The sequence below is a fragment of the Ruminococcus albus 7 = DSM 20455 genome, from assembly GCF_000179635.2.
In the GTDB taxonomy this organism is placed as follows: Bacteria; Bacillota; Clostridia; order Oscillospirales; family Ruminococcaceae; genus Hominimerdicola; species Hominimerdicola alba.
Genome location: NC_014833.1, coordinates 2,870,244 through 2,886,353, shown reverse-complemented (window position 1 = coordinate 2,886,353; position 16,110 = coordinate 2,870,244). Strand labels below are relative to the sequence as shown.

21 protein-coding genes are annotated in these 16,110 nt (G+C 45.0%); all 21 read left to right on the top strand.

Annotated features, from left to right (window positions below; all coding sequences use genetic code 11):
- Positions 1 to 1,184: 1,184 nt before the first annotated feature.
- The 21 genes from ruvC to ychF all read left to right on the top strand — a co-directional run bounded on the left by ruvC (position 1,185) and on the right by ychF (position 16,097).
- Positions 1,185 to 1,694 carry a crossover junction endodeoxyribonuclease RuvC gene (ruvC, locus tag RUMAL_RS13035; protein ID WP_013499170.1) on the top strand — a complete coding sequence of 170 codons (510 nt, stop codon included), beginning with the start codon at positions 1,185 to 1,187 and terminating at the stop codon, positions 1,692 to 1,694.
- 9 nt (positions 1,695 to 1,703) lie between these two features.
- Positions 1,704 to 1,913 (top strand): hypothetical protein, encoded by a 210-nt coding sequence (locus RUMAL_RS13030; RefSeq protein WP_013499169.1) that lies wholly within the window; start codon positions 1,704 to 1,706, stop codon positions 1,911 to 1,913.
- A complete protein-coding gene (gene ruvA, locus RUMAL_RS13025) occupies positions 1,910 to 2,509 on the top strand; it encodes a Holliday junction branch migration protein RuvA (protein WP_013499168.1) in 600 nt (199 codons plus the stop codon). Before RUMAL_RS13030 ends, ruvA begins: the two co-directional genes overlap by 4 nt.
- Before the next feature lie 86 nt (positions 2,510 to 2,595).
- Positions 2,596 to 3,090: a hypothetical protein gene (locus RUMAL_RS13020; RefSeq protein ID WP_013499167.1), complete on the top strand. Its 495-nt coding sequence runs from the start codon at positions 2,596 to 2,598 to the stop codon at positions 3,088 to 3,090.
- Positions 3,091 to 3,230: 140 nt separating this feature from the next.
- Entirely contained in the window at positions 3,231 to 3,731 is a 501-nt protein-coding gene (locus RUMAL_RS13015) for a hypothetical protein (RefSeq protein ID WP_013499166.1), read from the top strand.
- Between the two features lie 15 nt (positions 3,732 to 3,746).
- Positions 3,747 to 4,784, top strand: a complete 1,038-nt coding sequence (ruvB, locus tag RUMAL_RS13010) for a Holliday junction branch migration DNA helicase RuvB (RefSeq protein ID WP_013499165.1) — start codon at positions 3,747 to 3,749, stop codon at positions 4,782 to 4,784.
- 71 nt (positions 4,785 to 4,855) lie between these two features.
- Positions 4,856 to 5,176 (top strand): hypothetical protein, encoded by a 321-nt coding sequence (locus RUMAL_RS13005; protein WP_013499164.1) that lies wholly within the window; start codon positions 4,856 to 4,858, stop codon positions 5,174 to 5,176.
- A 90-nt stretch (positions 5,177 to 5,266) separates the two neighbouring features.
- The gene (locus tag RUMAL_RS13000) at positions 5,267 to 5,749 is read left to right on the top strand and encodes a GNAT family N-acetyltransferase (RefSeq protein WP_013499163.1); all 483 of its coding nucleotides are present in this window, start codon (positions 5,267 to 5,269) and stop codon (positions 5,747 to 5,749) included.
- 103 nt (positions 5,750 to 5,852) lie between these two features.
- Positions 5,853 to 6,227 carry a hypothetical protein gene (locus tag RUMAL_RS12995; protein WP_013499162.1) on the top strand — a complete coding sequence of 125 codons (375 nt, stop codon included), beginning with the start codon at positions 5,853 to 5,855 and terminating at the stop codon, positions 6,225 to 6,227.
- 73 nt (positions 6,228 to 6,300) lie between these two features.
- On the top strand, positions 6,301 to 7,650 hold the full coding sequence (gene glmM, locus RUMAL_RS12990; RefSeq protein WP_013499161.1) for a phosphoglucosamine mutase: 1,350 nt from the start codon (positions 6,301 to 6,303) through the stop codon (positions 7,648 to 7,650).
- Positions 7,651 to 7,761: 111 nt separating this feature from the next.
- The gene (locus RUMAL_RS12985) at positions 7,762 to 8,082 is read left to right on the top strand and encodes a hypothetical protein (protein WP_013499160.1); all 321 of its coding nucleotides are present in this window, start codon (positions 7,762 to 7,764) and stop codon (positions 8,080 to 8,082) included.
- A 9-nt stretch (positions 8,083 to 8,091) separates the two neighbouring features.
- Positions 8,092 to 8,586 (top strand): NAD(+) diphosphatase, encoded by a 495-nt coding sequence (locus RUMAL_RS12980; protein WP_013499159.1) that lies wholly within the window; start codon positions 8,092 to 8,094, stop codon positions 8,584 to 8,586.
- 1 nt (position 8,587) lies between these two features.
- Positions 8,588 to 9,133, top strand: coding sequence for a hypothetical protein (locus RUMAL_RS12975; RefSeq protein WP_013499158.1), 546 nt, complete (start codon positions 8,588 to 8,590; stop codon positions 9,131 to 9,133).
- A gap of 5 nt (positions 9,134 to 9,138) precedes the next feature.
- Entirely contained in the window at positions 9,139 to 9,666 is a 528-nt protein-coding gene (locus RUMAL_RS12970; protein WP_013499157.1) for a hypothetical protein, read from the top strand.
- Between the two features lie 2 nt (positions 9,667 to 9,668).
- A complete protein-coding gene (locus tag RUMAL_RS12965) occupies positions 9,669 to 9,971 on the top strand; it encodes a hypothetical protein (RefSeq protein WP_013499156.1) in 303 nt (100 codons plus the stop codon).
- Positions 9,958 to 10,389, top strand: coding sequence for an HD domain-containing protein (locus RUMAL_RS12960; RefSeq protein WP_013499155.1), 432 nt, complete (start codon positions 9,958 to 9,960; stop codon positions 10,387 to 10,389). The genes RUMAL_RS12965 and RUMAL_RS12960 overlap by 14 nt, the downstream gene beginning before the upstream one ends.
- Before the next feature lie 79 nt (positions 10,390 to 10,468).
- Complete coding sequence (locus RUMAL_RS12955) at positions 10,469 to 11,248, top strand: hypothetical protein (RefSeq protein ID WP_013499154.1); 780 nt, start codon at positions 10,469 to 10,471, stop codon at positions 11,246 to 11,248.
- Between the two features lie 103 nt (positions 11,249 to 11,351).
- Positions 11,352 to 12,215 (top strand): class I SAM-dependent methyltransferase, encoded by an 864-nt coding sequence (locus tag RUMAL_RS12950; protein WP_013499153.1) that lies wholly within the window; start codon positions 11,352 to 11,354, stop codon positions 12,213 to 12,215.
- Positions 12,216 to 12,408: 193 nt separating this feature from the next.
- Complete coding sequence (locus RUMAL_RS12945) at positions 12,409 to 14,541, top strand: ABC transporter permease (RefSeq protein WP_013499152.1); 2,133 nt, start codon at positions 12,409 to 12,411, stop codon at positions 14,539 to 14,541.
- A 106-nt stretch (positions 14,542 to 14,647) separates the two neighbouring features.
- On the top strand, positions 14,648 to 14,923 hold the full coding sequence (locus tag RUMAL_RS12940) for a hypothetical protein (protein WP_013499151.1): 276 nt from the start codon (positions 14,648 to 14,650) through the stop codon (positions 14,921 to 14,923).
- A 79-nt stretch (positions 14,924 to 15,002) separates the two neighbouring features.
- Complete coding sequence (ychF, locus tag RUMAL_RS12935; protein ID WP_013499150.1) at positions 15,003 to 16,097, top strand: redox-regulated ATPase YchF; 1,095 nt, start codon at positions 15,003 to 15,005, stop codon at positions 16,095 to 16,097.
- The last annotated feature ends 13 nt before the right edge of the window (positions 16,098 to 16,110 follow it).

Sequence of the window (16,110 nt, the reverse complement as noted above, 5' to 3'; positions counted from 1 at the left end):
AGGTGATGCCGTCCGGATAAAGCTTAAAAATGTATTAAGCTTTTTAGACTATCTTATTGTACCATACAATTCTCAAAAAATCAATAGGTGCAGAATGCTTTTTTTGAAAATTCGAGAAAATTTTTGTAAATTACACAAAATATCCCTATAAATATGAATTTTTCAGCTGTTTATCAAGTTGTAAAAACAATTTTCGGGCATGAAAACAAGTCCTATATATTGTACATCACGACTATTTCAAGGCTTTTTAAGGTGGATGTTGTACAATTTTACACCCAAAAACCTTGTTCGCTTTTTTGGACAGTAATTTATTGCTTTTTTATGTGGGGATCTTTCAGCTGCTTTGCTGTACGGTCTTTCAGGTCATCTTGAATGCGGAGGGATTATTACAAACTGTAACAACTATTACAGAATGGTGATAAAACCGATCCCGCATCCATGTAAAAAACGGAAGTGTCGAAGTGATTATTTTTGGACTTAACTCATATGTTCCTATGTTCATATATTCCAAAGTGTTGTACTTATTGTACATATAACGCATCAACATCTTGTATAAACAAATGATTTTACTTTTAACTCGGACATATTTCTGCAAAAGTTGTACAAAAACGTACAACTTTTTGCAGTTTTTCGCTGTATATAGAGGGGGATGTTCATCGGGCGGACTCACCGATCACCTTTCAGCAAGTAATAGAAACTTTCCCGAATGCCCCTTCTGTTATTAATCATAATATGGTTATCCCGCTGACCCGCCAAATCAATCAGTATTATATCGGAACTTGAAATACTTGGCGGATATCATTTATGTGCTATATGCACTTTGTGGCGGTGTGCCAAAGGTATAACCATAAATCATAAAAATCCCGGTGCTTCAAGTGCCGTTTACATATATAGATCTTTGTACGCACGATGGCAGGCTGACGCTGACTATGACTACGGGGATATGAAGCGACGTGCTATACTGTACAGAGTTCATCAGCAGCTTGACAACAGAATAACAATTTTGTCTTGATATTTGCCCTTATACAGCATACGCCCTAATAGCCAAAATATCAGAATGACCAATAAATCAAGCCGTTTTTGCCATTTATTAAGCGTGCTCACACTTGCATTTATTAAAAAAGTATGCTATAATAAATTGTTAATATGAGAAATTGTACCCTTTTTGGCAAGGAGGAAGTATTTTGAGGATAATGGGCATCGACCCCGGTTACGGTATAGTCGGTTACGGTTTTGTGGAATATGACCGCGGACGTTTTACGCCGATAAAGGCAGGCACCATAAAGACCCCCTCGGATATGGATTTTATGAAAAGGCTGAGGGTCATATATCTCGATATGCAGAAGCTTATAGGGTATTACCGCCCTGATGAAGTGGCAGTGGAAAAGCTGTTCTTCAACACAAATATCACCACGGGCATAGATGTGGCACAGGCAAGGGGAGTCACCCTGCTGCCTGCTGTCATGAATGAACTTCCCGTGTATGAATATACGCCTCTGCAGGTGAAAAGCTCAATAGTCGGGTACGGTTATGCCGAGAAAAAACAGGTGCAGGAAATGGTTCGCTCCATGCTTCATCTTTCCGAGATAATAAGACCCGACGATGCGGCTGATGCTATGGCGATAGCCATTACTCACGGGCTTTCGGTGAATACCAGAAAGGTCATGGAGAAGTATGACAAAGCCGCAAAGTGAGGTGCCCTCATGGAAAAAGATATCGGCATATGCGATGAGTGCGGAAGTGAATTTCTGCTTTCGTCATCGAAAATGAGATCTCTCTGCCCCGAATGCGCACATATTCTTTACGGATATGAGAACTGTTCCCACGTATTCAAAAACGGCAGATGCCAAAAATGCCTGTGGGTCGGCAGAATGAGCGAATATATAAAAAACATCAAGGAGAATCAACAATGATATATTCCGTAAGAGGAAAACTTATACATACAGAAAGCGAACTTGCCGTGGTCGAATGCAGCGGCGTTGGATATGCCTGCAAGACCACATTCTATACCCTGCAGAAAATAGCAGGTGAAAGCGAGGTAACGCTGTACACCTACCTTGCGGTCAGGGAAAATGACGTTGACCTTTTCGGCTTTTCGTCGCAGGAGGAACTTCGCTGTTTCAAAATGCTTATAACCGTATCGGGAGTAGGTCCCAAGGCAGCGCTTTCCATACTTTCATCGAATACACCCTCGCAGTTTGCGCTGACAGTTGCCACGGGGGATTTCAAGTCCCTTACAAAAAGCAAGGGCATAGGCGCCAAGACCGCCCAGAGGATAGTGCTTGAACTGAAAGACAAGATAGCCAAGGAGAATACGATTTCCGTCCGCGGCGGTGAGACTATCGCATCGGCGGTACCCCGGGGCGGCGCCCTTGATGAAGCTATAACGGCGCTGGTTGTACTGGGCTACTCCGAGGGCGAAGCCGCACAGGCACTTGCAGGGGCTGAACCTACTGCAACAGTTGAGGAACTGATAAAGACGGCACTTGTAAGGCTGGCAAGGTTCTGAGCTATTCATAATGCATAGCAATATAAGCGAAGCAATATTGCGTTCATAAATTGCGCGGTGCATGGACTTTTTCAGGAAGTGATATCATGGATGAGAAATTTGAGAAATATCAAAAGGAAGTCATAAAGGAATTTATCAGAAGACACTGGAAATTGATACGTATAGTAATGCTGGTGCTGTTATTGTACTTTAAATTTTCTCCCAAATTGGACAAGATCATAAAGCCAAAAGATACCCCTGTTGCGGTGACAGTTGAATTAAGCGGAAAAGAAGACGGCGGGTATCAAGGGTATTCGTTCTATCTTGATGACAAACAGCCAATGATGGGGCTTATCGAAGGCGGTGTCACGTATAGAACTATCCCGATCGAACAGGAAGATTATGATTCTATGATGAATGTAGGATACGGTAATTATTCCGATCGCGACGTAACTGTCGATGGAAATGTTGTGACATATTATAAGATCACGCTGACCGATGCTTCGGGCAAAGAAAAGTCTGTCAACGGAAAGGCTACGCCGGCTTTATTGAGCTCGCTGTACTACAAGATCGGTGTTTTGAGAGATAGGTATATCGATTAGCCTAAAGTTAAAAATGGAAGTGAACTGATGATAAAAGACAGCACTTGTAAGATTGGCAAGGTTCTGAGCAATTCATAATTACGCGGCTGAGATGGCGCAGTTCGTTTTTTACTGCTGCAAGGTTTCGGGAGGTGATATTTATGAGAACTATGAGTAGGCTCACAAAGGAAGATGTAAAAGCACTTATTAAGCGGTTTTTCGCAAGAAATAAGCCGATTATCCTGGCGGTGTTTATAATGCTTTCACTGATACTTTTAGTGATGATGCTGAATTATGCAATTACTCTCAGCACACCTGCTGCCGTTACATTGGAATACAAAAAAAGCGGAGACGACGTTTTTAAAGGGTATTCGATATATCTCGATGACGATCAGCCTACGATGGGTATTCTCAAAGACGGCGAAATCTGTAAAACTATCCCCATTGAGCGTGAGGAGTATAATACCATCATGGCTATAGATTACAAAAACGGTCTCAGAACTCAAGTTGATCTATGTGGAGCGCTCGGTAACGCCCCTGTAAAGGTAACGGTGAAAGATCATATGGGCAGAGAAACAGTTACCGATGATTACATACTTTCATTGGAAATGAAACTTAGCGATCTGATCAAAAAGTATGGAAAAATTGATGACAGAGTTTAAAAGGGAAGTGAACTGATGATAGAAGAATCCGATTTCGATTATGAACGCTTGGTTTCTCCTAAGGAGACCGAGCAGGAAACTACGGACGATTTTGAGATAAGTCTCCGACCTCTCACTCTTGCCGAGTATATCGGTCAGGAAAAGGTCAAGGAGAACATGAAAATATATATAGATGCGGCAAAACGCCGCGGCGACAGCCTTGACCATGTGCTGTTATACGGCCCTCCCGGTCTTGGCAAGACCACCCTTGCGAATATCATAGCTCACGAGATGGGTGTGAATATCCGCACTACATCGGGACCTGCCATTGAAAAGCCCGGCGACCTGGCGGCACTTCTGACCAACCTTGAAAAAGGCGATGTACTTTTCATCGATGAGATACACCGTCTTTCAAGACAGGTGGAGGAGATACTCTACCCCGCCATGGAGGACTATGCCCTCGATATTATCATGGGTAAGGGACCTGCCGCAAGGTCTATAAGGATAGAGCTGAACAAGTTCACGCTGATAGGCGCTACCACACGTTCGGGACAGCTTTCGGCACCGCTGAGAGACCGTTTCGGTATGCTGATGCACATGGAGATGTACTCGGTGGAAGAACTAGCGGATATCGTAAAGCGTTCCGCAACAATACTGGGAGTTTCCTGCGATGATGACGGTGCGACTGAGATAGCCGCCCGCGCAAGGTGTACCCCCCGAATAGCAAACCGCTACTTAAAACGTGTGCGCGATTTTGCCGAAGTCATCGGCAACGGGCGCATAACTCAGGATATCGCGAAGATAGCCCTGAACCGTATGGAAGTCGATAAACTGGGGCTTGACAGCCTTGACAGGCGTTTGCTTGAAATGATAATCAAGGGCTATAACGGAGGTCCTGTGGGGCTTTCGACCTTGGCGGCAGCCATAGGCGAAGAAGCGGTAACTCTTGAAGATGTGTGTGAACCATATCTTATGCAGCTGGGATTTCTGGCAAAGACTCCGAGGGGACGCTGTGCGACACAGCTGGCGTATGACCATCTTGGGATACTGAAAAACGGGCAGACGCATCTTTAATTCATAATTCATAATTATTGGTGCGGGCAAAGAGAAACAACGCACCTAGATGATAAAGGAGACTACAGATAATGGAAAAATTATTTACTGCTGCTAAAGCACTTACGAAGATGTCTTTGTGTGCATCGGGTTTAATGATATTACTGTTTATTGGCTGCTGTTTTCAGATCAATATTATTTTCGCATTTTTATGGTTTAGTTGTGTGTTTTTGACGATTCCTTGCATTTTAATGTCTGTCGGGGGCTTAGCAGCTTCTGTGGCAGTCAGAATAAAAGGCGATTATTACATGACCGGTCATATCATTCTGGGGATAATAAATGTTTTAGTATTCAGTTACCCGACTTATTTGTTAATTAGTTCGGTAATAGCTGGTTTTCATCATAGCTTATAGTTGATCTTATTAAGATTTTTTTCTGAAAGGTGAAGCATATGACTTCTTCAAGCAGTTAAAATACTTTCGCTGATGTGAGGAGGATGCGCGGTGGAGATAGTTTCTGTCTGTGCAGAAAACGCCGAGGATTTCGGCAAAGTGATATGCGATGCTTGGGGCGAAACTTACCGCGGTCTGATACCAGATGAGATACTCGATGGGCGCAGGGCTGAACGGTGGACAGAAAGAGCAATGCTCTCTCCCGAAAATAAGTTTATAGCCTATGCAGACGGCGAAGCCGCAGGCGCGGTAGGCTTTCTGCCGCGGGCAAGGGACTTCTGTACCTGTGAGGAAAGCGGCGAGATAGTCGCACTGTATGTGCTGAAAAAATTTCAGCGCAAAGGTGTCGGCAAGGCGCTTATGGAAAGGGCTTTCGCTGAAATGAAAGCGCGGAGGGTCACGCTTTTTGTGCTGAAAGGCAATGTGAATGCGATAGATTTCTACAAGCATATGGGCTTTGAGTTCACGGGAAAAGTGCTGGACGAAAACGGCATGACAGAACTTGAAATGCTGATAGAGTTTATAGATGTCTGAAAGGGGCAAAAATGGCTTCCGCTCAACTAAAAAAAGCAAAAAAACTTGTGCGCATACCCGTGGCTATCATCATCGGCGGACAGGGAGTATAAAGAGGTATGATATGAGAAGTAAGCTGTACTATACAGCCAAGAAAGTCACGGTGGCGGCATGGGCTGTACTGCTTTTTCCGCTGATGTGGCGCATAGTATCGTCGTATATGTTGGCAAACAGTTTCAATAATGTTGATCCTGAAAACTACGGTTGGATACTGCTGGCAGGCAAAGCTGTAGCGCTGATCGCGGCAGGAGTAAGCTTCATACTGGCGGTCATCGGCGGTGTGCTTTCGGGAATGTCGGTGAAAAGGAAAGACATCGGCGCAGGAAAGCTTTTGGCGGCTGACATCGTACTTGCCTTGATAACAGGTGCGGTGATAGGCGTTATGATATGGTATATAAAGTTTTTCAGATCCCTTAGCGTAGTGAGACAGTACATTTAAAATGCAAATAACGGGAGAAATTCCCGATCATATATTTGTAATAGAAAAATAATTATAAGGAGAAAAGATCAAGATGGGAAGATTATTTGGTACAGACGGCGCAAGAGGTGTAGCTATAACAGAGCTTACAGTGGAGACGGCTACTCAGATAGGTAAAGCGGCGGCTTTGGTGCTGGCAAAAGACTGCGGTCACAGACCGAAGATAATAATAGGCAAGGATACACGTATATCGGGTGATGTGCTTGAGGCGGCTCTCTGCGCAGGCATATGCTCGGTGGGTGCGGATGCTGTACTGCTGGGAGTAGTGCCTACTCCTGCGGTTGCTATGCTGGTAAAAAAATACAATGCTGATGCGGGCGTGATGATATCCGCTTCGCACAACTCGGTGGAATTCAACGGTATAAAGCTGTTCTCGGGCGAGGGCTTCAAGCTTCCCGACGATGTTGAAAACGAGATAGAAGCGCTTATACTCGATACTCCCGAGGAAATGGAGAAAAATCTCAGCGAGGGCGTAAATGTAGGCAGAATGAAAGTCTGTGCTGATGCAGTAAACGATTATATCGCCCATGTTAAGAGCACCGTTGACGTTGACTTCAAGGGCATAAAGGTATGTCTTGACTGTGCCAACGGTTCTTCGAGCGTATGCGCACAGAAGATATTCGAGGGTCTTGGCGCTGAGGTCGTTATGACCAACGACAAGCCCGACGGCACTAACATCAATGAAAAGTGCGGTTCAACACATATGGAGGGTCTGAAAAAGGCTGTTGTGGAGAATGGCTGCGATGTAGGTCTTGCATTTGACGGCGATGCTGACAGATGTCTGGCAGTAGACGAAAACGGCGAACTTATCGACGGTGACAAGCTGCTGGCTATATTCTCGAAGTTTATGAAGGCTGAGGGCACTCTGAAAAACGACTGCTGTGTTGTTACTGTAATGTCGAATCTTGGATTCTTCAAATTTGCTGAAAAAGAGGGCGTAGTTACTGCTACTACCAAAGTCGGTGACAGATACGTGCTTGAAGAGATGCAGAAGAACGGTCACAACATAGGCGGTGAGCAATCGGGACACATCATACTTCTCGACCATGCAAACACCGGTGACGGCGAGATGACAGGTGCTATGTTCTTACAGATAATGGCAAAAACAGGCAAAAAGGCAAGCGAGCTGGCATCAGTTATGGAATGTTATCCCCAGGTGCTTGTGAATGTCAAGATAACTGCCGATAATAAAGGCAAGTGGGATACTGTACCCGAGATAACCGATGCTATAAAGATGTATGAAGAAAAGCTGGGCGGCGACGGACGCATACTCGTAAGAGAATCGGGCACCGAGCCACTGGTAAGAGTTATGATAGAGGGCAAGGACACGGCTGTTATAACCGAGTACGCAAACAGCATAGCTAAGCTTGTAGAGAATATGTAAGGTATTTTCCCTTTACGAAGCGGCTTTGTCGTGGGCGGGCGGGTGGGGCTTTCCTTGTGTTAAAGAAAAGATACCCCCGCAGTCCTGCGGCGAATTGAGGAGCGTGAACCTATGGAGCTTACCTACGAAAAATTCCTGCGGATATTTGAGAACGCCGATAAGATAAATGTGGACGAGACTACGTTCTATTTTGACGATGACCCCGAAGAACAGGAGCATTATCTCGGCTGGATAGGCGGTCAGGATAAGCCCTACTGGGTCGGCTACTGCGATATCCCCGACGGATGCGAGTATTCTTCTGCCGAGGAGATGTTCACGGCGAAGATCTATGACGGCAAGTCTCTAAAAGAACGCTGGGAACACGCTGTGATATGCAATATCGGCGGTATAGATGCCGAAACATTGCTGAGTTACTACGGCGATAAATTTTAGGGTGATAAGATGAGATTTGAATACTGCCCCTTCTGCGGGGAAAAGACCATACTCAAAAAGATAGGTGACGAGGGCGATATACCCTACTGCGAAAAGTGCAGCCGTCCCCTGTTTGATATGTTTTCCACCTGTGTGCTGAACGTGGTGGTCAATGAATATAACGAGGTACTGCTCATAAGGCAGAGCTACGGCGATACATCGAAGTATGTGGGCGTTGCGGGCTTTATGAAAATCGGTGAGACCCCCGAAGAAGCAGGCGCAAGAGAAGTTCTTGAAGAAACAGGGCTTGCTCCTGAAAGCGTGACCTACATAGACAGCGCATTTTACGAGGGCAGAGATCAGCTTATGCTGGGACTTATTGCAAGAGTAAAAAAAGCTGATACCAATATCTCCGGGGAACTGCTTGAAGCTAAGTGGTTCACCTTTGAAGAAGCTGTAAAGACCGTCCGTGAGGGCAGTATTATACAGAGGTTCATAATCGCCGCTGAAAAGGAGATAGTTTAGTATGATAAAGGCATATACGATAATAGCGTTTAGCCTGCTGGTGCTGGCAATCGTGGATATTATCTATATGATAGTGTCATCATCGAAACGCTTTACAGTAACTGAGAGTTCAAAGATGGCAGGCGGTGTAGTTTTCAAACACAAAGACCGCGGGCTGTTAAGTCTGGTTTGGAACAGTATTGCATTCATATTGACTACGTCCGGACTGCTGATGTCGAAAATAGGCAGGTCAAAATCGAATGCCGATGCTTGGTCAAATGCTAAAAAAGCAGACATCTTTTTATGGATAGCACTGGTGATCTATGTAATGATCTTCATATTCTCGATACAGCAGTATATGAAGTATAACGAATTCAGGCTGTGTGCGAATTGTTTCTACTTTGGCGGTGCCAAGTACGAAAAGAAGCATTACACCTATTCTCTTGACGGCGAAGAAGTGGTATTCAGATCGGGTCGTATCGAAAAGCGTATAACAGTACCCGAAAAGAAGAGAAAAGAAGTACTGGGTATTCTTGGAAAGCATTATACTAAAAGTGAGAATGGATAGATAGTATGAAAATATTGATATATATCATGCCGTTGCTTTTGATCGTTTTTCTCATCTGTATTACAGTAGATATATCGAAGAGAAGCAAAGGAATGAAAGAGGCTGAGAAGGCAGGCGGCGTGTCGTTCAGGCATAAGTATCCCGAATTTGTGAAAGCACTGTGGATGTCAATTTTAGGAATATTGTTATTAGTAACTGGTGTTTTTATGGGATTATACAGACGTGATGTTGCTGAATGGACACTTAAAAATATAGAGATGATATCATCGTGTGGTACATTGATGGGATTCTATGTTATTGTTTTGATACACTGGCTGGTAGTTTATTTCAAGTATAACGAGTTCAGGCTTTGCAATGACTGTTTCTATCTTGGCGGACAGAAATACGATCGTAAAAAGTACAGCTATTCCCTTGAAGATGATAATGTGATATTCAGTGCAAAGCGCGGGCAGGATTTGAAAATAACAGTTCCCGAAGACAAGAGAAAAGAAGTACTTGGTATTCTGGAACAGTATTATACCAAGGTGGTATAGCTGTGGAAGTGCTCGAAGAGGTAGAGGACGTATTCGATATTGATATTACCGAGCGCGAAGCCGACTACGATATAAAAGTCACACGCAGGTATGACGGCAGGGATATGGCGATGTCCATGGCGTTATGCGAATTTGTGTGGTATATGGACTGGTGGTACGATACCAAGGCAGAATATGCTGACAGCGGTGTGGTAGTTGAAAAGAAATGTGATATCGACGAGATGCGGCTGCGCATGAGAATGTATCTGTTCGAGCACAGGAATATCTTTTTAAGTGAACGGAGGAAAGCAAATGATCTACACTGATATGACGAGAAAAGCCATGGGCATAATGTTTGAAGCCCACAAGGATCAGATGGACAAGAGCGGTGTGCCCTATGTTTTCCACCCGTGGCACGTTGCCGAACAGATGGTGACGGAGGAAAGCTGCTGCGCGGCACTTCTTCATGACGTTATCGAAGATACCGATGTCACAGCCGATGACCTGCTGAAAGCGGGTATAAGCGAGGAAGTCGTCAAAGCGGTGGAGATGCTTACCCACGATGATGATGAACCCTATCTCGAATATGTAGAGAGGATAAAGAATGATCCCATAGCGCGGGCTGTAAAGCTTGCAGACCTCACACATAACAGCGATACCACAAGATTTAACAGACCCATGACCGACAAGGACAGGGCAAGGCTTGAAAAGTATAAAAAGGCTGTATCTATATTAAATAATTAGAAAAAACAGAGGAGAACACTATGAATTTAAAGAAATATGCTGTTTTACAGTTCCATGTCAACTCATTGAGGTAATAATTATGGGACAATTACGAAAACATCTTTCAAAAATAATAATGGCGGCTGGAATTATTGGGCTTTTTAGTTTAACGAGTTGTTCGCTTTTTAAGAACAACAATGATGGGCAGGTGCAATTATCTAGAGATGCGCTTGAAAAGCTTGAAGATCAGGTTGATCCGTTAGTTGAAAAATATTTTAATGATAAATATGGTGTCAAGGCTGTTGTTACCCATAAAGGAATCTCAGGGGGAGTTTTTTTAGGAACGTCTAAGGGTCTATATTATAATATTACAGTGAATATTGGTGAAGACGGTAATGAGGAAAAGTATTATGTTAATGTATACCCAAAGAATTATAATGAGTTATATGTAAAAAGCGAAGCCTATTATGGAAAAGTCATTAAAGAAAAAATGGAGAAATGGATTGACGGATATGTGAATGATACAAACATTGATGAGTATTATACAAAGTTTTTCTCGTCTTCAAGCAACCTATTTTCAAGTGAATACGATGTAAATGCTTCCGCGGAAGAAATCATAAAATCAGTAAGCAGCATAGAGGATAATTCAGAAAGACCTAGTTTAATTATGCATGTATGCATACCACAACGTGAATACGAAAAGAACAGTAACATTGAAAATGAGTTTTCAGAATTAAAATCACACATTGAGGAAATTAATGGAAAAATTAAGTTAACCTTAAATATATATGCAGATGATGATTATTTAGATTCTATGAATGATAAAATCAATAATCCAGATCACAAAATTGATTGTGAATCAATAAAAATAATAGAGTGATATTAGCAGGAGGATAAAATGAATTTAAGTAATGAAGAACTACATTGGCATAACATCGGATATTTCTTGGTATGACTAAAATACAAAGCAAAGGAAATTATTTATGAGAATTGCAGATAAATGGAACGACTATCGTATACTTGACACCACTGACGGTGACAAGCTGGAAAGCTGGGGCGGCAAGGTGCTTGTAAGACCCGACCCACAGATAATCTGGAAAAGCCCGAAGCGCACTGATATGTGGGATAAGGCAGACGCAGTATATCACCGTTCTTCAAAGGGCGGCGGCGAGTGGGAGTACCGCAGAAAACTCCCCGAAAGCTGGAACATAAAGTACAGAGACCTGACCTTTGTCATAAGACCCACAGGCTTCAAGCACACGGGACTTTTCCCCGAGCAGGCTGTTAACTGGGATTTTATGGCAGATAAGATAAAGAACGCAGGACGTCCCGTAAAGGTGCTGAACCTGTTTGCATACACAGGCGGTGCGACCCTTGCCTGTGCGGCGGCGGGAGCAAGTGTATCCCACGTTGATGCTTCAAAGGGCATGGTGCAGTGGGCGAGAGATAATGCGGCGGCATCGGGACTTTCGGACAAGCCGATACGCTGGCTGGTGGACGATTGTGAAAAGTTCGTAAAGCGTGAGATAAGACGCGGGAACTTCTATGACGGTATCGTTATGGACCCGCCCAGCTACGGAAGAGGCCCCGGTGGCGAGGTATGGAAGCTTGAAGACTGCATATACGACCTTGTCAAGACCTGTGCGGGAGTACTGAGCGACAAGCCGCTGTTCTTCCTTTTGAACAGCTATACCACGGGACTTTCACCCTCGGTAATGGCGTACATACTGAATGATGTGCTGACCACCCAGCGGGGCGGAAGTGTGACTGCGGACGAGATAGGACTTCCCGTTGAAGCGACAAAGGGCGTACTGCCCTGCGGCTCAACAGCGATATGGGCAATCTAATTCATAATTGCCCTCGGCCGGGCGGGCCGATTCCGCCTATTTATAGTTTTGTGAGAGAGGGAAGATTGCTTGACGGCGGGTCATAACATGGTTATGGCAATAGCAAAGTTGAAAGTTATGCCAAGGAGAAGAGCTTATCGTCAGTAATGTATTTCTCCGTGAGGAGGAATTTTATACCAATTACTATACAGAGATGTTCGTTGACCTGGAGGGACTTGATGAGAGCGATCCGTTCTCGGAGGAGTACCGCAGAAGCGTGAAAGAAAAGGGCGCGGCGGCTGAGGCGGCTTTCAGGAAGAGCGTAAACGAAAGATATGATACGCTCCGCAGCCGTGCTGAGGACAGGATAGCTGCGGCACAGAAAACTGCGGATACGCTGAATAATGTCCTTGATATGGACAGGGAAGACCTTCGGAAACATCTGACGGAGTGGGAGAAAAAGGCTGCGGAGGCAAGACGCATCTATGAGAGCGAGGTCGATAAGGGCAAGCGTGCATACCTTGAAAAATCCACTATGCTGCAGGCTGAAAAGGCACTGAATATAGCTCGTGAGCTTGCAGATGATGATGACGGCTCGGCACATGAGAAATACAGGGCACAGCTGCAGGATTCCAGACGGGAGATAGATGATGCTAAAAAGCAGCTTGAAGATACTCCTGAACCGACGGTGTACAGCTATGACAGATTTTCGGCAAGCTCGGACTATTCCTCATTTGAGGGCGACAGCAGGAAGATAGATTCCATAGCAAAGGTATTCCCTGTATTCTTCATGCTGGTGGCAGGACTTGTATGTCTTGCTACGATGTCAAGGCTTATGGATGAGCAGCGCGGTCTGATAGGTGTATACAAGGCGCTGGGCTATCCGCGGGGGAAGATACTTTCAAAGTACCTGATATACTCGGGCGTGGCTGCTGTGACAGGCGGTCTGTGCGGTTCAGCGGCTGGACTTAAAATATTCCCGCGGATGATATTCAACGGGTACAGGATGCTTTACAATATCCCGAAGATAGATACTCCCCTGAGGTGGGGATACATAGCCGCCTGCACTGCGGCATCGGCTGTATGTATATGCGGTGTGACGGTATTCACCTGCATGAGGGATCTTAAAGAAGTCCCGGGCAGCCTTATGCGTCCGAAACCCCCTAAGGCAGGCAAGAGAGTGCTGCTGGAAAAATGGTCGGCGGTGTGGGGAAGATTCAGCTTTATGGGCAAGGTGACTACCAGGAATATGCTGCGCTCAAAGCGGCGTTTCTTCATGACCCTTGCCGGAGTTACCGGGTGCACAGCACTTATAATCACGGGATTCGGGCTTAAAAATTCCATTAGCTCGGTGGCGGACAGACAGTTCGGTGAAGTGTTCGTGTATGACGGTATCGCGGTGCTGAACGACAGGTTCACATACGATGAGCTTGAAAGTAAGCTGAATGACGCTGAAGGTCTGGAAAACCATATGCAGACGCTCATCAATGAGGTTGATGCTTCGGTGGGCGAAAATAAGTGCATGGTGAATATCTGTGTTCCTTCTGAAGGGGACGAGCTTGATGATTTTGTACTGTTAAGAAGCACAAAGGACGGAAGTACGCTGACTGTAAAGGACGGAAGTGTTATAATTACGCAGAAGATGGCAGATATCCTGGATCTTGAAAAGGGCAGCACTTTCACTGTTACAGAAGCGGACGGATCGAAGGTTGAGTTCACGGTGGGAGATATATGCAAAAACTATGCATTCCACTATGTGTTCATCACCCCGAATGACTATGAAAGATACTTCGGGAGAAAGCCTGTATACAATGTCAGCTTCATAAAGCTGGCGGAAGGTACGGATAAGGATGAGCTCAGGAGCCGCCTGCTGGAAAGCAGTGAAGTATACGGGCTGAACTACAAGGAAGATCAGTCAAGGGGCTTTCTGGACTCTATGGACAGCCTGAATACGGTGGTAGGTGTGCTGATATTCAGCGCGGGACTGCTGGCGGCTGTAGTGCTGTACGATCTTGCGAGCATTAATATAACCGAACGTATGCGTGAGATAGCGACTGTAAAGGTTCTGGGTTTCTTTGACCGTGAAACTGATGATTATATTCTACGCGAGAACCTTATCTCGGCGGCTGTGGGTATAGTCCTGGGTCTTCCCGTGGGACGTATACTGCACTATTTCGTTACGGTCACGGCTGAGGTGGATATACTGATATTCGATCACTCGCTGGCACCCTCTGCGATGGTATACGGTGCGCTCATAACGGCTTTGTTCACACTGGCTGTAAATGGGGCACTGCATTTCAGCCTGAAAAAAGTAGATATGATAGGCTCGCTGAAATCGGTGGAGTAATGTATATCACGATTCCGTGTGCAAGGTAACACGGTACTTGTATTTGAACAACAGAAAAAAACGGGGGACCCCCGTTGTATAAATAATTTTACAGGAGGTACAAACAATGAAAGAGAAGATCAGAGAAACAGTAAGAGAGATCATCGATAATGAGGTCAAGACTCCTTCGGTGGGATATTTCTGGAAGGGTCTGGCACTTTTCCTGCTGGGCATTATCATCGGATTTACATTTGCGCCCATCAAAAAGGGCATAAAGATAGGCTGTGACAACGGCAACAACTGCATTGAAGGCGGCAATTTAACTGAACCTTGCTGCAAGAACAAGCAGGAAGATAAAAACGAAGAAGAAGAGGAATGCTGCGGCAATTTCTGCGGTGACTGATAGTTCGGGCTTACATAGGTAATATGTGCTTGTGACCTTGTCGGTCATTGTAATAATCATTTAAAGGAGAGTAAAAAATATGAAACTCGGAATGGTCGGACTGCCGAATGTCGGTAAATCCACACTTTTTAACGCACTTACTAATGCAGGGGCAGAGTCTGCCAACTACCCGTTCTGCACCATAGAACCGAATGTTGGTATAGTATCTGTACCTGATAAAAGACTTGATGCGCTGGCTGAGATGTATCACCCTGTTAAGTTCACACCTGCAACACTGGAATTTGTTGATATCGCAGGTCTGGTAAAGGGTGCATCAAAGGGTGAAGGACTTGGAAACAAGTTCCTTGCGAATATCCGTGAGGTGGATGCGATAGTTCATGTTGTAAGGTGTTTTGAAGACGATAATATAATCCACGTTGACGGTTCGATCGACCCTGCGAGGGATATTGAAACTATCGACCTGGAGCTGATATTCTCGGATATCGAGCTTATCGACAGACGTATCGACCGTACAAAGAAGGCTATGAAGGGCGACAAGAGCCTTGGGGCTGTTGTTGAGTTCCTTGAGAGGCTGAAGGCACATCTTGAAGAAGGACGTTCTGCCAGAAGTTTTGATATGACTGACGACGAGCTTGAGCTCCTGAAGGAAACACCTCTGCTTTCGCTGAAGCCTGTAATCTATGCTGCTAATCTGTGTGAGGACGATTTCCGCAACAATATCGAGACAAATGCAAATTACAAGAAGGTCTGCGAGATAGCAGCAAAGGAGAAGTCAGCAGTGCTGCCTATATGCGCACAGATAGAAGCTGAGATATCGGATATGGATGCTGAGGACAAGAAAATGTTCTTAGCTGACCTGGGACTGGAAACATCCGGACTTGACCGTATAATCAAGGAAGGATATGCACTTCTGGGACTGATCTCGTTTCTTACAGCAGGTGAGCCCGAGGTAAGGGCATGGACTATAACCAAAGGCACAAAGGCACCTCAGGCGGCAGGCAAGATACACTCCGACTTTGAGCGTGGATTTATACGTGCGGAGGTAGTAAGCTTCGATGATCTGATGCAGTATGGCTCAATGACAGCTGTCCGTGAAAAAGGACTGGCTAGGCAGGAAGGCAAGGAGTACGTAATGCAGGACGGAGATATCGTGCTGTTCAAATTCAACGTATAAAAAATAACGGCGT

What these genes read in the sequence shown, in the direction of transcription:
- RUMAL_RS12950 (WP_013499153.1), top strand. Translation starts at nt 11,352, where the DNA reads ATGAGAATTGCAGATAAATGGAACGACTATCGTATACTTGACACCACT.
- RUMAL_RS12945 (WP_013499152.1), top strand. Translation starts at nt 12,409, where the DNA reads ATGTTCGTTGACCTGGAGGGACTTGATGAGAGCGATCCGTTCTCGGAG.
- RUMAL_RS12940 (WP_013499151.1), top strand. Translation starts at nt 14,648, where the DNA reads ATGAAAGAGAAGATCAGAGAAACAGTAAGAGAGATCATCGATAATGAG.
- ruvA (WP_013499168.1), top strand. Translation starts at nt 1,910, where the DNA reads ATGATATATTCCGTAAGAGGAAAACTTATACATACAGAAAGCGAACTT.
- RUMAL_RS13005 (WP_013499164.1), top strand. Translation starts at nt 4,856, where the DNA reads ATGGAAAAATTATTTACTGCTGCTAAAGCACTTACGAAGATGTCTTTG.
- ychF (WP_013499150.1), top strand. Translation starts at nt 15,003, where the DNA reads ATGAAACTCGGAATGGTCGGACTGCCGAATGTCGGTAAATCCACACTT.
- RUMAL_RS13030 (WP_013499169.1), top strand. Translation starts at nt 1,704, where the DNA reads ATGGAAAAAGATATCGGCATATGCGATGAGTGCGGAAGTGAATTTCTG.
- RUMAL_RS12985 (WP_013499160.1), top strand. Translation starts at nt 7,762, where the DNA reads ATGGAGCTTACCTACGAAAAATTCCTGCGGATATTTGAGAACGCCGAT.
- ruvB (WP_013499165.1), top strand. Translation starts at nt 3,747, where the DNA reads ATGATAGAAGAATCCGATTTCGATTATGAACGCTTGGTTTCTCCTAAG.
- RUMAL_RS12995 (WP_013499162.1), top strand. Translation starts at nt 5,853, where the DNA reads ATGAGAAGTAAGCTGTACTATACAGCCAAGAAAGTCACGGTGGCGGCA.
- RUMAL_RS13020 (WP_013499167.1), top strand. Translation starts at nt 2,596, where the DNA reads ATGGATGAGAAATTTGAGAAATATCAAAAGGAAGTCATAAAGGAATTT.
- RUMAL_RS13015 (WP_013499166.1), top strand. Translation starts at nt 3,231, where the DNA reads ATGAGAACTATGAGTAGGCTCACAAAGGAAGATGTAAAAGCACTTATT.
- RUMAL_RS12970 (WP_013499157.1), top strand. Translation starts at nt 9,139, where the DNA reads ATGAAAATATTGATATATATCATGCCGTTGCTTTTGATCGTTTTTCTC.
- glmM (WP_013499161.1), top strand. Translation starts at nt 6,301, where the DNA reads ATGGGAAGATTATTTGGTACAGACGGCGCAAGAGGTGTAGCTATAACA.
- RUMAL_RS12975 (WP_013499158.1), top strand. Translation starts at nt 8,588, where the DNA reads ATGATAAAGGCATATACGATAATAGCGTTTAGCCTGCTGGTGCTGGCA.
- RUMAL_RS12980 (WP_013499159.1), top strand. Translation starts at nt 8,092, where the DNA reads ATGAGATTTGAATACTGCCCCTTCTGCGGGGAAAAGACCATACTCAAA.
- RUMAL_RS12960 (WP_013499155.1), top strand. Translation starts at nt 9,958, where the DNA reads ATGATCTACACTGATATGACGAGAAAAGCCATGGGCATAATGTTTGAA.
- RUMAL_RS12955 (WP_013499154.1), top strand. Translation starts at nt 10,469, where the DNA reads ATGGGACAATTACGAAAACATCTTTCAAAAATAATAATGGCGGCTGGA.